Source organism: Pseudovibrio sp. Tun.PSC04-5.I4, assembly GCF_900104145.1.
Taxonomy (GTDB): Bacteria; Pseudomonadota; Alphaproteobacteria; order Rhizobiales; family Stappiaceae; genus Pseudovibrio.
Window position 1 is genome coordinate 636,149 of record NZ_FNLB01000001.1, and the last position, 17,009, is coordinate 653,157.

16 protein-coding genes are annotated in these 17,009 nt (G+C 50.7%); 6 read left to right on the top strand and 10 right to left on the bottom strand.

Annotated features, from left to right (window positions below; all coding sequences use genetic code 11):
* Window positions 1-17: 17 nt before the first annotated feature.
* Complete coding sequence (locus BLS62_RS02990) at window positions 18-1,793, top strand: M24B family metallopeptidase (RefSeq protein ID WP_208990655.1); 1,776 nt, start codon at window positions 18-20, stop codon at window positions 1,791-1,793.
* A gap of 75 nt (window positions 1,794-1,868) precedes the next feature.
* Here the strand turns inward: BLS62_RS02990 and BLS62_RS02995 are convergent, their stop codons facing one another.
* The 7 genes from BLS62_RS02995 to BLS62_RS03025 form a co-directional block, all read right to left on the bottom strand.
* Window positions 1,869-3,032: an iron-containing alcohol dehydrogenase gene (locus BLS62_RS02995; protein ID WP_093176977.1), complete on the bottom strand. Its 1,164-nt coding sequence runs from the start codon at window positions 3,030-3,032 to the stop codon at window positions 1,869-1,871.
* A gap of 5 nt (window positions 3,033-3,037) precedes the next feature.
* On the bottom strand, window positions 3,038-4,417 hold the full coding sequence (locus BLS62_RS03000; RefSeq protein WP_208990668.1) for an aldehyde dehydrogenase family protein: 1,380 nt from the start codon (window positions 4,415-4,417) through the stop codon (window positions 3,038-3,040).
* Window positions 4,418-4,457: 40 nt separating this feature from the next.
* The gene (locus BLS62_RS03005) at window positions 4,458-5,855 is read right to left on the bottom strand and encodes a glutamine synthetase family protein (protein WP_093176739.1); all 1,398 of its coding nucleotides are present in this window, start codon (window positions 5,853-5,855) and stop codon (window positions 4,458-4,460) included.
* A gap of 134 nt (window positions 5,856-5,989) precedes the next feature.
* Window positions 5,990-7,045 carry a TRAP transporter substrate-binding protein gene (locus BLS62_RS03010; protein ID WP_093176741.1) on the bottom strand — a complete coding sequence of 352 codons (1,056 nt, stop codon included), beginning with the start codon at window positions 7,043-7,045 and terminating at the stop codon, window positions 5,990-5,992.
* A gap of 137 nt (window positions 7,046-7,182) precedes the next feature.
* Window positions 7,183-8,508 carry a TRAP transporter large permease gene (locus BLS62_RS03015; protein ID WP_093176744.1) on the bottom strand — a complete coding sequence of 442 codons (1,326 nt, stop codon included), beginning with the start codon at window positions 8,506-8,508 and terminating at the stop codon, window positions 7,183-7,185.
* The gene (locus tag BLS62_RS03020; RefSeq protein ID WP_093176746.1) at window positions 8,505-9,014 is read right to left on the bottom strand and encodes a TRAP transporter small permease subunit; all 510 of its coding nucleotides are present in this window, start codon (window positions 9,012-9,014) and stop codon (window positions 8,505-8,507) included. The genes BLS62_RS03015 and BLS62_RS03020 overlap by 4 nt, the downstream gene beginning before the upstream one ends.
* Before the next feature lies 1 nt (window position 9,015).
* The gene (locus tag BLS62_RS03025) at window positions 9,016-9,822 is read right to left on the bottom strand and encodes an N-formylglutamate amidohydrolase (protein WP_208990669.1); all 807 of its coding nucleotides are present in this window, start codon (window positions 9,820-9,822) and stop codon (window positions 9,016-9,018) included.
* 183 nt (window positions 9,823-10,005) lie between these two features.
* On the opposite strand from BLS62_RS03025, the gene BLS62_RS03030 reads away from it, so the two are divergent.
* On the top strand, window positions 10,006-10,881 hold the full coding sequence (locus BLS62_RS03030) for a MurR/RpiR family transcriptional regulator (RefSeq protein WP_093176983.1): 876 nt from the start codon (window positions 10,006-10,008) through the stop codon (window positions 10,879-10,881).
* Here BLS62_RS03030 and BLS62_RS03035 read toward each other — a convergent pair.
* Window positions 10,878-11,855, bottom strand: a complete 978-nt coding sequence (locus tag BLS62_RS03035) for a TDT family transporter (RefSeq protein ID WP_093176986.1) — start codon at window positions 11,853-11,855, stop codon at window positions 10,878-10,880. The two genes, BLS62_RS03030 and BLS62_RS03035, sit on opposite strands and share 4 nt — an antisense overlap.
* A 157-nt stretch (window positions 11,856-12,012) precedes the next feature.
* On the opposite strand from BLS62_RS03035, the gene BLS62_RS03040 reads away from it, so the two are divergent.
* The 3 genes from BLS62_RS03040 (at window position 12,013) to BLS62_RS03050 (ending at window position 14,421) form a co-directional block, all read left to right on the top strand.
* On the top strand, window positions 12,013-12,906 hold the full coding sequence (locus BLS62_RS03040; protein ID WP_093176752.1) for a LysR substrate-binding domain-containing protein: 894 nt from the start codon (window positions 12,013-12,015) through the stop codon (window positions 12,904-12,906).
* Between the two features lie 531 nt (window positions 12,907-13,437).
* Complete coding sequence (locus BLS62_RS03045) at window positions 13,438-13,773, top strand: hypothetical protein (RefSeq protein WP_093176755.1); 336 nt, start codon at window positions 13,438-13,440, stop codon at window positions 13,771-13,773.
* A 57-nt stretch (window positions 13,774-13,830) separates the two neighbouring features.
* Window positions 13,831-14,421 (top strand): hypothetical protein, encoded by a 591-nt coding sequence (locus tag BLS62_RS03050; protein WP_093176758.1) that lies wholly within the window; start codon window positions 13,831-13,833, stop codon window positions 14,419-14,421.
* 10 nt (window positions 14,422-14,431) lie between these two features.
* Here BLS62_RS03050 and BLS62_RS03055 read toward each other — a convergent pair whose 3' ends face one another.
* Entirely contained in the window at window positions 14,432-14,713 is a 282-nt protein-coding gene (locus BLS62_RS03055) for a hypothetical protein (RefSeq protein ID WP_143521484.1), read from the bottom strand.
* A gap of 647 nt (window positions 14,714-15,360) precedes the next feature.
* Between BLS62_RS03055 and BLS62_RS03065 the strand changes: the two genes are divergently transcribed.
* Window positions 15,361-15,795, top strand: a complete 435-nt coding sequence (locus tag BLS62_RS03065; protein WP_093176766.1) for an RbsD/FucU family protein — start codon at window positions 15,361-15,363, stop codon at window positions 15,793-15,795.
* A 183-nt stretch (window positions 15,796-15,978) separates the two neighbouring features.
* Here BLS62_RS03065 and BLS62_RS03070 read toward each other — a convergent pair whose 3' ends face one another.
* Complete coding sequence (locus BLS62_RS03070; protein WP_093176769.1) at window positions 15,979-17,007, bottom strand: 2-oxoacid:ferredoxin oxidoreductase subunit beta; 1,029 nt, start codon at window positions 17,005-17,007, stop codon at window positions 15,979-15,981.
* Window positions 17,008-17,009: the final 2 nt, after the last annotated feature.

Below are 17,009 nucleotides of genomic sequence, written 5' to 3' on the forward strand. Positions count from 1 at the left end.
AGAAGTTTGAGACCATAATGGATCGCCTTTCCCTCCTGCGGGAGGAGATGAAAAGCAACTCGCTGGATGCACTTATCATCCCTCGCTTTGACGAGCATCAAGGGGAGTATTGCGCGCCTCACGATGAGCGCTTGGCGTGGACAACCGGCTTTACCGGGTCCGCTGGTCTGGCACTTATTACCCTCAAAGAGGCCGTGGTTTTTGTGGATGGGCGCTATACCGTTCAAGTCCGCAACCAATGCAGCGCTGAAACGTTCGCTTTCCAACATTTGTTTGAGGAACCGCTGGAACACTGGCTTTCCGCCAACGTGAACCGCGGGGAAAGAGTGGGGGTTGATCCCATGCTTATTCCCTCCAACTGGTGGGATAGATTTGACGGAGGCGTGGAACAGGCCAAAGCCACACTGGTCGCTACACCGTACAATCTGGTGGATGAAGTCTGGGAGGATCAGCCAGAAAAACCACTCGCTCCGGTTACCCCCTACTCCGTTGAACATGCGGGCAAAACCAGCTTGCAAAAACGCGGAGAAATCGCTGCTCAGATGAAAGAGGCTGGTGCCAAGCTTCTGGTGGAAACACAACCGGACAACATCGCATGGCTGCTCAATGTGCGCGGGGATGATGTGGAATTTAATCCCATCCCGCATTCCTTCCTTTTGTTGAAAGATGACGGCTCAGCCTGTTGGTTTGTGAATTCCCGTAAACTCTCCAACACTCTAGAAGACTATGAATTAGACGGCGTTGAAACCGCTGATCCTCGCGATTTTCTGGATGGCATTGAAAACCTGACTGGCGAGAACGCGCAAGTCCTTGTTGATCCAGACTTTTCTCCCGTTGCTGCACGCATATCAGTAAAGCAGGCAGGCGGAATTCCGCTGATGCAACGCGGTGCAATCACCCTCACAAAGGCACAGAAGAACTCCTGCGAACTCAATGGCTTACGCGCCTGCCACATCCGCGACGGCATTGCATGGACCGAGTTTGCAGCTTGGCTGAAACGAGAAGTTCCCCTTCGTGCAAAAGCTGGTAATCCGGTTTATGAACTGGAAGCAGAAGAACGCATACTAGGCGAGCGCCAACGTCAAAGCGGTTTCGTCTATCCAAGTTTCCGAAGTATTTCAGCAGCTTCCGGCAATGCTGCCATGTGTCATTATGCTGCGAGCGATGCTACCAACACGGAAATTCTACCAGAACAGACCTACCTTCTGGATTCTGGCGGCCAATACATTGACGGCACCACAGATGCAACGCGCACCTTCGCGTTTTCCGAAGTCAATGATGAGTTCCGCCGCGCCTACACCGCTGTTTTCAAAGGCTTTATCGCACTGGCTTCACTACGGTTTCCAAAAGGCACACAAGGCTATCACATAGATGGCTTCGCCCGCAAACCGCTTTGGGATCTTGGTCTGGACTATGACCATGGAACCGGCCACGGTATTGGTCATTACCTCTCCGTCCACGAACAGCCGCAACGCATTGGAAAGCCGTACAATCCGGTGGATCTTTGTGCAGGCATGGTGATGTCCATAGAACCGGGTTTCTATGTGGCGGATAAGTTTGGTATCCGCATCGAAAACCTCTTTGAAATCATAGAGGAAGCCGATGGGTTCCTCTCCTTCAAGAACCTCACCTACATTCCGATTGAACCGCAAATGCTCAACATGGTGGAGCTGACGCGAGCGGAAATGAAGTGGCTTGGCGATTACAACGCTGACCTCAAGACCATACTCGGCCCTGAGCTCAGCCCTGATGGATTGGACTATCTGCACGATTGCATCGAATTGCCGGACTAAATAGTACTATCTCAAAACGAAAAAGCCCCGCAAAACAACTTGCTCTGCGGGGCTTATCTATTGATATGTAACAGGTTAAGCGCTTACTGGCTCACCGATCACTTCAACAAGCAGAGCCTTCGCCGCCTCCAGCGTCAGCTCAACGGGGTTACCACCAGCACTTGGATCTTTGATTGCCTCAGCTGCCAACACATCAATTTTATCTGTGCCAACACCCAACGCGCTCAAAGTCTCCGGAACGCCCATGTCCGCCCGCATCTTCATCACAAAATCATAAAACCCATCAAACCCGCCAGAAATACCCAGATAAGACGCAAGCATCTCAATGCGATCCTCAATTGCAGCGCGGTTGAACTTCAACACAGCGGGCATAATCACTGCATTGGTCATACCGTGATGTGTGTTGTAAACCGCACCAATCGGATGCGCCAAAGCGTGGATGCCGCCAAGGCCTTTCTGGAAAGCCACTGCACCCATCGCCGCTGCACTCATCATGTGGCCGCGCGCTTCAATATCATTCGGATCAGCAAAAACCTTTGGCAAGTTCTCTTTGACCAGTCGCATACCCTCAAGCGCAATGCCTTGAGACATTGGATGATAGTGAGGGGAACAGAATGCCTCCAGCGAGTGAATAAACGCATCAATGCCTGTACCAACAGTGATCATCTGCGGCATACCAACAGTCAGCTCAGGATCACAGATCACGATGCTTGGCAGGATCTTTGGATGGAAGATGATCTTCTTCACATGTGTTTGCGAGTTGGTTATGACGCTTGCGCGGCCCACTTCAGAGCCCGTACCAGCTGTTGTCGGCACGGCGATATTCGGGTAGATCGCATCCGCATCTGCGCGGGTCCACCAGTCCCCAATATCTTCAAAATCCCAAACCGGACGCGTCTGTCCAGCCTGAAAAGCAACCAGCTTGCCAAGGTCAAGACCTGAACCACCGCCAAACGCAACCACGCCGTCATGGCCACCTGCGTTAAACGCAGCAACGCCAGCGGTAAGGTTAATCTCGGTTGGGTTTGGATCAACATCGCAGAACATGCCGCGACCAAGGCCAGCCGCTTCCATAATGTCTAGCGTGTTAGATGTGATCGGCAGGCTGGCAAGGCCTTTGTCGGTCACCAGCAACGGCTTTTTCATGCCAGCAGCAGCACAGGCCTCGGCCAGTTCTTTAATGCGGCCAGCTCCAAAACGGATAGCAGTTGGGTAGCTCCAGTTTGCTGTCAACGACATTTTTCTCATGCCTTCTTGAGATGGTAGGATTTAGGACGGGTCAGGTTCTGATAGCCGATGGACGACAGACCGCCACCACGACCAGTGTCCTTGCAACCAGTCCAACACAGAGCAGGATCCAGATAGTCAGCCCGGTTCATGAACACGGTCCCAGTTTCAACCTGCCTCCCAATTTTAGCTGCACGTACAGGGTCTTGTGTCCAAAGCGATGCTGTCAGCCCATAGTGACTGTCATTCATCAAAGCGATCGCTTCTTCGTCGCTCTCAACCTTCATGATGCCAACAACGGGTCCAAAGCTTTCCTCCCGCATGACATCCATAGAGTGCGTCACGTTGGTCAGGATCTGCGGTGCAAGGTAGGCCCCGCCATCATCCTGCGGGAACAGGCTTGCATCAATCATCGGGGTTGCGCCAGCAGCAACAGCGTCTGCTGTTTGCTTGCGAACAACTTCGGCAAAACGGACATTTGCCATTGGACCGATGGTTGTTTCTTTATCCAGCGGAGACCCGAGTTTGTAGCTGGAAACGATCTCAACAGCCTTCTTCACAAACGCATCATATTTGGAAGAATGCACGTAGATCCGCTCGATCCCACAACAACACTGACCGGAGTTGAACATGGCACCGTCAATGAGCGTTTCAGCTGCAGCCTCAACGTCTGCATCATCCATCACATAACCGGGATCTTTACCACCAAGTTCAAGGCCAAGACCGGTGAAGGTGCCAGCTGCTGCGATTTCCATTGCACGGCCACCACCAACAGAGCCGGTGAAGTTCACGAAGCCAAAGTGACGCCCTGCGATCAGGTGCGATGTGGTGTCATGATCAAGGAAGAGGTTCTGGAACACCTGTGCAGGCACACCCGCTTCAGCAAATGCGGAGGCCATACGCTCTCCAACCAGCAAGGTCTGGGTCGCGTGTTTTAAGATCACAGCGTTACCGGCAATCAGAGCCGGGGCAACAGTGTTGATCGCGGTCATGTAAGGGTAATTCCATGGCGCGACAACGAGGATAACACCGTGAGGTTCTTTCTCGATCCGACGCTCGAAATTGTCGCTTTCCTCAACCACAATCGGCTTGAGGCTTTCCGCCGCAATTGTCGCCATGTGAGAAGCCCGCTCGTTAAAGCCACCAAACTCACCGCCATACCGGATAGGACGACCCATCATTTTCGCGAGCTCAGGCACGATCTCGTCGTTCTGTTCACCAATCCTGGCAACACCAGCCATCACCAGCTTAATGCGCTCTTCCAGCGGGCGAGAGGCCCATTCCTTTTGAGCGTATTTTGCTTCAGCGATGACAGCTTCTGCTTGTTTTTGGTTTGCCACCGGACGTTCTGCAAACACAGATCCATCTACAGGCGAAATACATTTTAGTGTCTTGATCATGGTCAACTCATCATTCGCAGCGTAAGGGCCGCATAAATCAGGATCGTTCAAATCCGCGCATAACTTCCCAGTCAGTTACACCGCGGTCGTACTCGTCTTGCTCGATTTTGGCTGCGTGCGCATAGTGATCAATCACATCGCTGCCAAACGCGTTTCGAAGCATCTCAGAGGATCTTAGCTCTTGCGCCGCATCGCGCAACGTCTTTGGAATCTCGCGAATGTTCTCGGTGCCGTATGCATCTCCGCGGAACTCTGGTTCCAGCTCCAGCTTATTCTCGATACCATCAATTCCAGCAGCAAGCAGAGCCGCCATCGCAAGGTATGGGTTGAGATCAGCGCCGCCAACACGGCATTCAACACGCACGGCTTTGCCGCCTTCCCCACACACACGGTAACCAGCGGTCCGGTTATCAAGGCTCCAAATCGCTTTGGTCGGCGCAAAAGTGCCTTCCGCAAAACGTTTGTAGGAGTTGATGTTTGGCGCAAGGAAATAGGTGATCTCGCTGGCGTGTTTCAATAGCCCTGCCAGATAGTAGCGCATCAATTTGGACATGCCGTATTCGCCAGCTGGATCGTAGAATAGAGACTCGCCGTCCTTACCCCAAAGTGACTGGTGAACATGTGAGGAGTTGCCAGATGCCTCATTGCTCCACTTCGCCATAAAGCTCACGCTCTGGCCTTGCTGCCATGCAATTTCTTTACAGCCGTTTTTAGTAATTGAGTGGCGATCTGCCATCTTCAACGCATCGGAGTAGCGAACGTTGATCTCTTCCTGACCTGCATCAGCTTCGCCCTTTGAGCACTCCACTGGAATGTCCGCGCCGTTAAGGCCATTACGAATGGCGCGCATGACGTTCTCTTCCTTGGTGGTCTGGAAGATGTGGTAGTCCTCATTGTAATTGGAAACCGGAGATAGCCCGCGATAGCCCTGAGCTCCAGCTTCTTCATAGCTTTGTTTGAAGATGAAGAATTCCAGCTCAGTCGCCATATTGGCGGTCATGCCCATGCCTTCAAGACGATCCACCTGTCTCTTCAAGATGGCGCGAGGCGAATGGGGAACTTCTTTATGGGTGCGATGATCCAGAACATCACAGAGAACCAGTGCGGTGCCATCAAGCCATGGAATGACACGCAAGGTATCCAGATCCGGCTTCATGACATAATCGCCGTAACCCGCTTGCCAACTGGTGGATTTGTAGCCGTCTGGCGTGCTCATCTCCATATCCGTTGCCAGCAGATAATTGCAGCAGTGAGTTTCTTCCCATGCGCTGTTCACAAAGAATTCTGCCTGAAACCGCTTGCCCATCAAGCGGCCTTGCATATCAACCTGTGCCGCGACAACGGTATCGATCTCACCAGCAGTGACCAGCTCACGCAAATCGTCGAGGGTTAACTTTCCGGTTCTACGTGTCTTTTTAGTTTCTTCTCGCAACATACCTGTTCCCCGAGGACCAATTTGAAAGTGGCTGATGTGATCGCCTCTCCTGCGAACACCAGTGGCACTGAGACCTTAAAAGAATTGGGTGGTCAGCCCCCATAGGGGCCAACCGGTTTCAAATGCGTCGTCACTTAGCTGTAACGGTATGGACGTCCAGCTTTCGTCATTGCAGCGTTGTATTCCTTGAGGATTTTAACAACACGTGCATTACGCTCGGATTTGGCTGCAATTTCATCCCAGAACTTGTGAGCTTCTGCTTCAACAGTTGCCCACTCCTCATCAGGAATAGTTGTCAGTTCCATCTTCTCGCCTTGCGTGCGCAGCTTTGCTTCGCCTGCCCAGTACCAATGCTGACGGTAGTAATGTGAACTATCCATGCACAGGTTGAAGAGGGTTTTCAGGTGCTCTGGCAACTCATCCCAACGCTCGGAGTTGGCAAAGTAAGAGCCTGCCCACGCGCCGGAAATGTTGTTGGTGAGGAAGTAGTTGGTGACATCTGCCCAACCTACTGTGTAATCCTCAGTGATACCGGACCATGCAATACCGTCCAGTTCGCCAGTTTGCATCGCAACTTCAATGTCTTCCCATGGCAATGTTACCGGCACAACGCCAAAGCGTGTGAGGAACTTGCCAGCTGTTGGGAAGGTGAAGACGCGTTTGCCTTTAAGGTCAGCAAGGCTGCGGATTGGTTCTTTTGTCGCAAAATGACAAGGATCCCACGCACCAGCTGAAAGCCATTTAACGCCTTCAACTTCATCGTAAGCTTCTTCCCAGATTTCCTTCAAACCCCAATGGTTAAACAGGGCAGGAACATCAAGGCTGTAACGAGAAGCAAACGGGAAGTAGCCACCGAAAACGGAAACATCTACTGGCGCAGCAATGGAATCATCATCAGACTGCACTGCATCAATTGTGCCGCGCTGCATCGCACGGAACAGCTCGCCAGTTGGAACCAGCTGATCTGCATAGTACAGCTGAATTTCCATCTCGCCATTGGCAGCCTTGTTGAAGGCATCAATGGATGGCTTGATGACGTGCTGTGCAAGTGCTGCACCAGCATAGGTCTGCAAACGCCATGTAATTTTGCGGCCTGCTGCGTGAACGGCAGGCGCTGCAAGAGTGGAAGCACCAGCAGCTGCAACGGTTGTTAAACCGGCTTTTTTAAGAAAATCACGTCTATTGGTCATACTCATTTCCCCTTGGAATATGAATTTCAAACCCTCAGCACCGGTGGAACTTTTTATAGTGAGGGAGGTGATTTTTCTCTCTCCAGCCGGTATTCTCAAATAATATCAATCGTTACGCTGACAAAACAGCTCCTTCGTCAGCGTGCATAATAAAGATTTGGTAGCCACAGAGCGATCTGCGGGAAGATCGTAACAAGAGCCAACCCAAAGACCATGATCGCCACAAACGGAACGATGGACTTATAGATGTCAGTCAGCGAAATCTCCGGCGGTGCCATAGCGCGCATCAGGAACAGGTTGTAGCCAAACGGCGGTGTCATGTAGGCGATCTGACAGGTGATGGTGTACAGCACGCCGTACCAGACAAGATCGAAACCCAGCACTTTCACCAATGGGATGTAAAGCGGAGCCACAATCACCAGCATGGCCGTGTCATCCAAAAACATACCCATGACAATGTAGGAAAGCTGCATCAGGAGCAGGATTTCCCATGGACCAAGGCCAAGGTCGCCAACAAAGAAGCCTTCAATGGCACGCACTGCGCCCAGTCCATCAAACACGGCCCCAAAGCACAGAGCTGCCAGAATGATCCACATGAACATACAGCTGATCTGAAGCGTCTTTTCCGTGGTGATATGAATAAGCCGGAAGTTGAGGCGACCTTTTAAACCAGCCGCAATTGTTGCAGCTGTTGCCCCAACCGCAGAACTTTCCACCAGACTGGTGATGCCCATCAAAAACAGGCCGGTCATGCAGAAGAAAATAGCGACCGGAATGATGCCAGCCCGCAAAAGGCGCAGTTTTTCAGAGAACGTTATTTGCGCACGCTCTTCCGCAGAAATAACCGGCCCAAGTTCGGGTTGAATCTTGCAGCGGACCACAATGTAAAGAATGAACAAACCAGCAAGCAACAGACCCGGCAACGCACCGGCAAGCCAGAGTTTACCCACGGGTTGACGGGCAATCATGCCGTACAGAACCAGCACAACACTTGGCGGAACAAGAATGCCCAGTGAGGAACCGGCCTGAATAACGCCCGTCACCATCACCTTGTCATACCCACGGCGTAGCAGTTCGGGCAGAGCAATGGTTGCTCCAATTGCCATACCAGCAACAGACAGACCGTTCATGGCAGATATCATCACCATGAGGCCGACTGTGCCGATCGCCAATCCACCAGGCAGGTTTCCGGTCCAGACGTGGAACATCTTATAAAGATCCTCCGCAATCCCGGATTCAGAGAGCATATACCCCATGAAAATGAAGAGTGGCAGCGTGAGGAGCGGATACCATTTCATCAGCTTCATGCTGGCGGAAAAGGCCATTTCAGAGCCGCCATTGCCCCACAAAAGCAAGGCAGCAATAACAGCAACAGACCCGATTGCAGCAAACACGCGTTGCCCGGTGAGGAGCATCAGCATCATGCTGGAGAACATAAGAACGGCGATTAGTTCATAGCTCATGGCATGGGCCTCCCAAGGGCGGCTGCCAGATCTTTAAAGAACGTCGCAATTGCTTGGAGCAGCATCAAAAATATTCCAAAACACATAACGGCTTTAATGGGCGCCATTTTAGGGGCCCAGGCCGAGTAGCTCTCCTCGCCGTATTTGAGGGCATATTCCAAGCTGGAAAGACCGCCATACAGAAGGAAGATAAGGTAGAAGATCAAAAGCAGGATGGTCATGACATCCATGGCCGCTTTGCGCCGCGGAGACCACGATCCGTAAAACAAATCCATGCGCACATGTGATTGGGTTTGCATGGAATATGCGCCGCCAAGCAGGTAATAGGCCGCCATGGTGAACTGTGCTGTTTCCAGCGTCCACAAAGGTGGTGCTAAAAACGTCTTTGCAAACGAGGAGTAAAGCAAAACCCCCAGCATGACGAAGATGAGATACATGGCAAACCGACCAACATACTTGGTGATCCAGTCCACATATCTGATGAATACAACTATTCCCCTTGGCATGTTATCTCGCTGCCCTTGTTGTTGAATCAGATCCTTCGTCGCGGCGATCAGAGCTCTCTTTGAAGCCCGACAAACCATGCAAAATTGCATCTCCCAACAGCTTTGCCAGCTTCTCCTGCCCTTCCACCTTTGCGATTAGATCGTTTCTTAGTTCAATCATGACGTTTAAAATACCGCGTGACTGTGCCTGACAAACGAGGGTATGCGTAACCCCGTCTTCCGGCCCATATGGCTCATTTCGCTGGACATTAAAGTCCGTATTGCCTTCCAGAACGGCGAGCAAAGCATCTGCAAACCGCGTGTCATCATCATGCAAAATTCCGAGTTCAACATCACGCTGTTTGCCGTTGTAAACGGGCGTGAAGGAATGCACGGTCACCATGATGGGCGATTGGCTTGCCGCCAGCTTCCCATCCAACGCTTTGCGAACGGCCCTTTGAAACGGGCGGTAGTATTGCTCGGTACGGGTCAATCGCTGCTCGTCACTCAGACAAACATTGCCCGGCACATCGTAGATCTCGCTTTTTTCCGGCATGGCGCTTGGCGCTTCCGGCGGGCGATTACAATCATAGACGAGGCGCGAAATTCTCTGAGCGACGAGCGGAGCGTCTAGCTGTTTGGATAGAAGTAAAGCGACGGCCAAGGCACCCGGATCCCAGGCTGCATGGCTTTCGGCAGCCTTCCGGCTCAATCCGAGCCCATCCAGAGAAGCAGGAATTGTTTTTGAGGCATGTTCACAAACCAATACAATCGGTGCCGAACCGCCTGTATTAATCGTTTCAACCGTTGCGCCCACGGTAGAATCTATCTGGTCATTGTTGACCTGAGACAAGACCACCCCTCCGATACATCTTGTTTTTGCTTGAACTTTCAGAGATTTTACCCGTAAAACAGATTCTGAAAGAAACGTTCCTGAAGAAGGTAATCTGAATGGATCGTTTCACAAAGCCTAAAAACTAGGCAAAATTACATATAAAAACAGGTGACACGCGTGCAGGACCCACAAGAACAGACAGTAGCGGAGAAATTACGGGGGCATTTTAATGGGTTAACACGCGCTGAGCGCCAGCTTGCGGTCGCGCTTCTTGCAAATTACCCGGTTTGTGGACTAGGCAGTGTTTCCGAGCTGGCAAAGGCTGCAAACGTGTCCAGCCCAACCGTTGTTAGAATGTCACAAAAGATTGGGTTTGCAGGCTTTTCCGAGCTTCAGGCAGCCTTGCGGAATGAGTTGGAGGCCACCCTTTCAAACCCCATCGCCAAACAAGAGCGCTGGACCCGCAATGCACCAGATGCACATATTTTAAACAGGTTTGCTGACGCAGTAATCGACAACCTGAAACAAACATTACAACAAATTGATACGCAGGAGTTTGATAGGGCGGTGCAGATTCTGACTGACCAGAGCCGTGCAGTCCACATTGTGGGCGGACGAATTACACGGGCGCTGTCGGATTATTTTTTCACCCACCTGCAGGTTATTCGCGATGACGTGATCGCCATTGCCTCCAATGCAAACACATGGCCGCATTACCTGCTGAACATGAAACCGGGAGACATTGTTGTTGTCTTCGACATTCGCCGTTACGAGCACGACATTCTACGCTTTGTAGATCTCGCCCGCGAGCGCGGTGTCGTCGTCATCGTGTTTACTGATCAATGGACCTCACCAGCGGCGGTCAATGCTGAGTACGTTTTCAACGCCCGCATTGAAGCGCCCTCCGCTTGGGATAGTACTGTTGTCATCATGTTCATTCTGGAGGCGATGATTGAGGCAATGACCACCTCAACATGGGACATCACCCGCGAGCGCATGAACACCTTGGAAAAACTGTTTGACAAAACCAAGATGTTCAGCAAATCCAGTTAGTTGGCCCGTCGCTCTGGTGCTTTGGCTGGCAGGAACGCCGGTGCGAAGAACATCAGGTATTTAAAGCTGACATAGGCGACGATTGCAGTTGCCACATAAAGCTCAAAAAGGGCCAGAGTATTCACCTGAGACACCAACTCTGCTGGAGCGTCCAGTGTTTTCATCCAGTTGACGGTTCTGAAGAGAGCCGTTGCGCCGATCACCAACGGGAAGGTGAAGGCAGAAAACCCGGGTGAGAACGGAAGTCGGAGCAAACGCAGGAATGAGATATAAATCAACGCTGTCATTGAGACAGCGATACCGCCAAGCACCGCAACCATAATCGGGGATGGTTGAGAAACAACACCCAGATACCCAGCCAGTGAAAGACTTGCTGGTGCTGCCAATATGGCGATTGTTGGCTTTGCAGCATCCGGCACCTCGGGATGGAAAATCAGGCGGTACAGCATCATTGGCAACATGACCGCATAGGCAATAAGACCAAACCACAGAAGGAAAAGAGCAAGCCCTTCGAATGCGCCTCCCGGATAGGCAACAGGTGCCACGATGATGCCGACCGGCGGAACAAACCAACTGGGCACCATTTGCTGGATCTTAAAATCTTTGGCACGGTGGTATATAAAGGCCGCCAAAAAGGCCAGATGCAGCGCGATGCCCGCAAGCCAGATGACCTCTCCATAATTTACATTGATCTCGGAAAGTGCTTTTGATGAAATCATCAGCGCCATGGCCGTAGTGGGGACAACACTGCCAACAACAGGGTGGCGAAGGTCCTCAAAAAGCGCTTTGTGAGCCAGCGTGATTTTTCCGATCAGGAAGATGAGCAAAACGCTCGCCAAGACTGCGCCTGTGAGTTGTAGCGCTCCGCCAAAGTCTCCGGCGTTTTCCCAACTCCAACCCAAACTTGCGATGCCGAGGGCAAGCCCGCCCAAGGGTGCGGGAACGTTAGCAAGGCGGTTTCTGAGTATGTTCATAGGAAAGGCCAATAACTTAAAGGTGAAAAAACGATGACTTACAACTTTTTCAACCTAGTTGATTTGCAATGTTATGGAAATTTGAATATTTTGAATACTGTGTTCAATTAAATTGAACGAATAGGTAAAATACACTCAGGTTAGGCCACTTTAAGAAATGAATGTAACGTTTCGTCAGCTAAAAGTGTTTGTCGCGATTACGCAGGAAGGGTCCTTAACCGCTGCGTCAGGACGCCTGCACCTCACTAAATCGGCAATTTCCATGGCTTTGAGTGAGCTGGAGCGACAACTTGGGCGGCGATTATTCGACAGAGCCAACAAACAACTCATCTTAAATGAACAAGGCAGGCGGTTGTTGCCACTGGCAGATGAGTTATTGGACAGAGCTGCTGCCATCTCCCAGATCTTTGAGGCTGATGATGCAACCAACGGTAATTTGCGCCTTGGCTCCAGCTACACGATTGGAAATCATCTGCTGCCCACGCTGCTCGGTGATTTTCGCCGGGATACGGGGTATCTGCACCAATCTCTCATGCTCTCCAACAGCACCAAAACCTGCCGGATGCTTTTGGACTTCGAACTGGATTTGGGGTTCATCGAAGCAAAAATCCGTGAGAAAAAGCTAAAAGTCGAACCGTGGATGTCAGACGAGATGGTTATCGTGCGCGCGTCCACCGGTGAACAGGATAGGGGGGCACCGCAGCCGCTTTCCATCTTAGAGGGAAAACAATGGGTATTGCGCGAACCTGGGTCTGGTACACGGGAGTTCTTTTATAAAGAGATCGGGTCAGACCTGAATGAATGGGTGGAAGCGTTTGAGCTGAACAGTACCACCGCCATTGTAAATGCCGTTGCTGCGGGCCTTGGCCATGCCTGCCTCTCAAAACGCTCGGTTGTTGGCGCTGTTGCAGATGGGAGATTGGAGGTGATTGCACTCCAAAAACCTCTGCAGAGACAGTTCTCGCTCGTTTACAACACGGAGAAGTACCAGAGCCCGGTGTTTAAATCCTTCAAAGACTACGCGCACAAATGGGCTCTTGGAAAAGATTAATGCATCTCATTAAAACTTCGAGAGACTTCTTTCGCAAGAATTCTCCGATTTCTGAAAAATTAACCCATTCGCACCACTGAAAATACTAACCCAAAATACTCTGAGTGATTTTTATAAATGAATTCAATTCCGCTATAGCATTCTGCATTTAAAGTGATTTCGGCCAGAACTCCCTAAAATATGAAAGACTAAATGAGGGGAGTTGCGTTCTCATTTTATGGTTTTGCATGTATGCAGCTCAGGATACACGCACACTTCAATTAACACTATTTCGCGCGTTTTCAATAGCATAACAAAGTCCGCTCGCCATTTTAAATTCCATGTTTACTTCATATTACAAGTGCAAATTATATACGCTACAGCAATACTTTTCTTTTCATTTAAATTTTCAAATTAAATATTGATTATCTCACGTATTTAAACTTTTATATGCCCAGATGAGCCATGTTCATCGGAAAATATACAAGCATACAGAGTATTTATCGTGCCTATACTTTATTGTATTGGTACATCTACCAGATGAGGGTTGTAATGAAATTTAGCCATATCTTTAAAGCTTCCACCTGCGCGACACTTGCTTCAGTTTTTGCTGTGTCTCTTCCTTTGGCAATGACAGCTGCCCAAGCCGAGACATTCACAAAACGTGAATTCCAGAATAAAGACCGCTGCTTTGAAGTGAGAAAAGTAGGCGCGCTCATTGAGTTCAACACACGCGGCATCAAGCTGCGCAGTGCATCCCGCTCCTGGCAGGGTAACATGCAGATGAACGGTGCGAGGGTTGTAAACAAGCATCATGATCCTGTTTTCATCCAGACTAAGCGCACTCTTGAAGAGCAGCACACCACTTTGATCCCAGTAGGTTGCTAAGTATCAGCGGCATTCCCAGTGGGGAGTGCCGCGTTCTCCCCCGCATTGTGAGGAAGCATGTGTAATCATCGCATAAAATCTGCACGGCAAACTACCCGTGATCTGTTCTCCAAACTATTGCTGGGAGGAATTGCAATCCTGTCTGTGGGGTTACTGACAGCGGAAAACAGCTCTGCTGAAACCACTGTTCAACATGCAAACGCGCTCTATTTTGAGTTTCTTGGCAATACCAGCGAGATGAGTGCTGGCTCTCCGAAGGTGAAGCAAAATGAGCAAAACGATGGCGGCATATTTATCGAAGGCGCAAAACTAAAGGGCGCGGAACTGTTTGAAGAGCTAAACGCCAGCGCAGATAATGGCCGAATAACGCCAGAAAGCCATATGCGCGATGCCTACTTGGTGGCTCGCCTCTGGAACGTGAGTGAAGAGATTTTCTCCCACGGCATCGTCGCCTACTGCAACGAGTTGGATTTTCTATCAGCCCAAGCTGCGCCACTAGATCAGCAAGTGCGCTGTGACGACAAGATATTCAGCGTAGATATTGATGATAAAGGGATAATGTTATTGGAGAACGGCAAGCCGCGTATTCGTTACGAACTTGAAGCGGGCGTTTATGCACTCAACGACATTCCATTTCTGGTGGAATAGGCCGCCTTGTTCAGCGAACAAGAGCCTGCGGGTTCACACCAGTTTTTTCAATGGTCTCGGCATAGTCGAACAAAGCGATCACCGGGGCTGGTAATGGTCCTGGAGGGGTATTTTTTAGGACGGGATACGGGCGGTATCTCAACTTACCCTTCAGGTCGCAGACCTGAGCGACGGCCTCATTACCTTTTACTTTGGTGTAACACCAGTTACGTCTTTCTTTATGTACATAGAAGTATTCAGTCGTTTGCTTGTGAGCAGATTCAAATATGCCGGTTGTGCTACATCCGCCCAAAAAAAGCACTCCCAAAAGGAGTAACTGTAATCTATGCATTAACGAATACCCTGCGAAATGTGCAGTAATTAAAAAACTCACGAATAGATGAGATATGGTGATTTATACATAGTAAAAACTAACTAGTTAAAATATAATAAATACAGCAATTTTTCACTTGCGAATGCGTTGCCCCCAACCGAGATATACGGCTAAACGTCATATCATGTATGGCATCTAATATGCAGACTTCTCAATCATACGAGTATTATTGCTCCAACAGAGGATGCGAATGAACGGTGTCGTATGTGAGCTCAAGTTACCAGTTGGGAACATCTCGCTGGTGCCTCCTACGCCAATCATCCAGCTCATTCCGCTGTCATATACTCTCCAAATACACGGATGAATTAATTTCCGCATACCCTGCCAGTCAATGGCCTAGTGGTGGGTGTCACTGTCCTACGGTTGTACCGATATCAACAATTCTGCGTGGGATATTGAGGGCACAAAGCTTGAGCAAACCAGCAAAATCCTGAGCGCTATCTTTGACCTGACTTTAGGGCTTTACGGATGGGATCAATATCCTGAACTGCATTCCACCTTGGCAATCTCTCCCGGTTCTGCGAAGACTATTATAGCGTCTTTTCAAACACCTAATGAGGTTTTCCATGCTGCGCGGAATTGATCCTATCCTGTCCCCTAATCTTCTTCACGCTCTTCGGGCGATGGGCCACGGCGACACCATTGTCATAGCCGATGCCAACTTTCCCGGCGAAAGTACTGCCAAGCGTCTTATCCGTTTGGATGGAATTTCGGCAACAGATGTTCTGAAGGCCGTCTTGGAAGTACTTCCCGTCGAAGAAAAAGAGGATGCGCCCGCCAGCGTCATGCAAACGCCAGAGGATATGGAAGACGCCCCAGAAGTGATTTCCGCGTTTCAGGAGCTGCTCAACGAGCATACCGATACCCAAATCCGGCTCAATTACGTAAACCGGTCCCAGTTCTATGAAAATGCACGAAACGCTTACGCGGTGGTTCAGACTGGGGAAACCCGCCACTATGGCAATATCTGCCTGACGAAAGGCGTGTTGCCAGAACACTAATTTTGCACTCTTGCGGCGTGCAGTTGTTGTGCGTGGGGCAGTTTGTTGAAAATACGAGGAGATGGTGCGCCATCCCCTCGTTATTTTGCACTTGAGATCTTGCCGCACACCCAACAAGGCCATGAGCGGTCAACAATCGTACACCAAAAACGCCTGCACACATCGTCTCATTTGCGGTTCGCGTTACTGCACCTCTTCGCCAACATCCCACGTTTCAGCTTTGCGCAGGGTTGCGGAGAGGCGGCTGAGTTTTTCGTTCATGCTCAGGGGGTATTCCGGTAGGCCGACATGGCTGGCGGCGCCAAATTCGGGAGCGTCTTCGCGGAAGAGAATGCCAAGCACAGTAGGTTCACCGTCTTTGTCGCCAAGTTCAGCAAGCGCGAGGGCGAGGGAGTGGTTGGTTTCATCGTGGTCCAGAAGATCTATTTCAGTTAAACTACCCTCTTCCAGTGGAACGATTTCCAACCCAAACCCGCCGGGCATGACGCGTATGCCTTTGTCGCGTTTGACACCAAACACCATTGGCTTGCCGTGCTCCACCACCAGAGTATGGTCCGGGCTCAGCTTTTTGTCCTTCAGATCATCAAACGCACCATCGTTGAAGATGACGCAATTTTGCAGCACTTCCACAAATGCTGTTCCATCAAACGCGCGCGCCGCTTCCAAAACTGGCCCAAGCACCTTGGCCTGCGTATCAATGCTGCGGGCAATGAACTTCGCCCCTGCTCCAATAGCAAACCGGGCCGGATTAAGCGGCATTTCCACTGAACCACCGGGAGAACTTGGCGTGCGCACGCCTCGTTTGGAGGTTGGAGAGTACTGGCCTTTGGTCAGGCCGTAAATCTGGTTGTTGAACAGTATGATCTGCATATCTAGATTACGGCGTAGCGCATGGAGTAAATGATTGCCGCCGATGGAAAGGCCGTCACCATCGCCCGTAAACACCCAAACATCCAGATCCGGATTGGCAAGCTTTGCACCGGATGCGATGGCAGGCGCACGGCCATGGATGGTGTGAAAACCATAGGTCGCCATGTAATAGGGCAAACGCGAGGAACACCCGATACCGGAAATGCACAGGGTGTCTTCCAGCTTCGCGCCTGTATCTGCCAGCACTTTATGCAGGCTTTTCAAAACAGCGTAATCACCGCAACCCGGACACCAGCGGACATCAAGGGAGCTGGCGAAATCTTTTGGTTTCAGATCAGTCATGG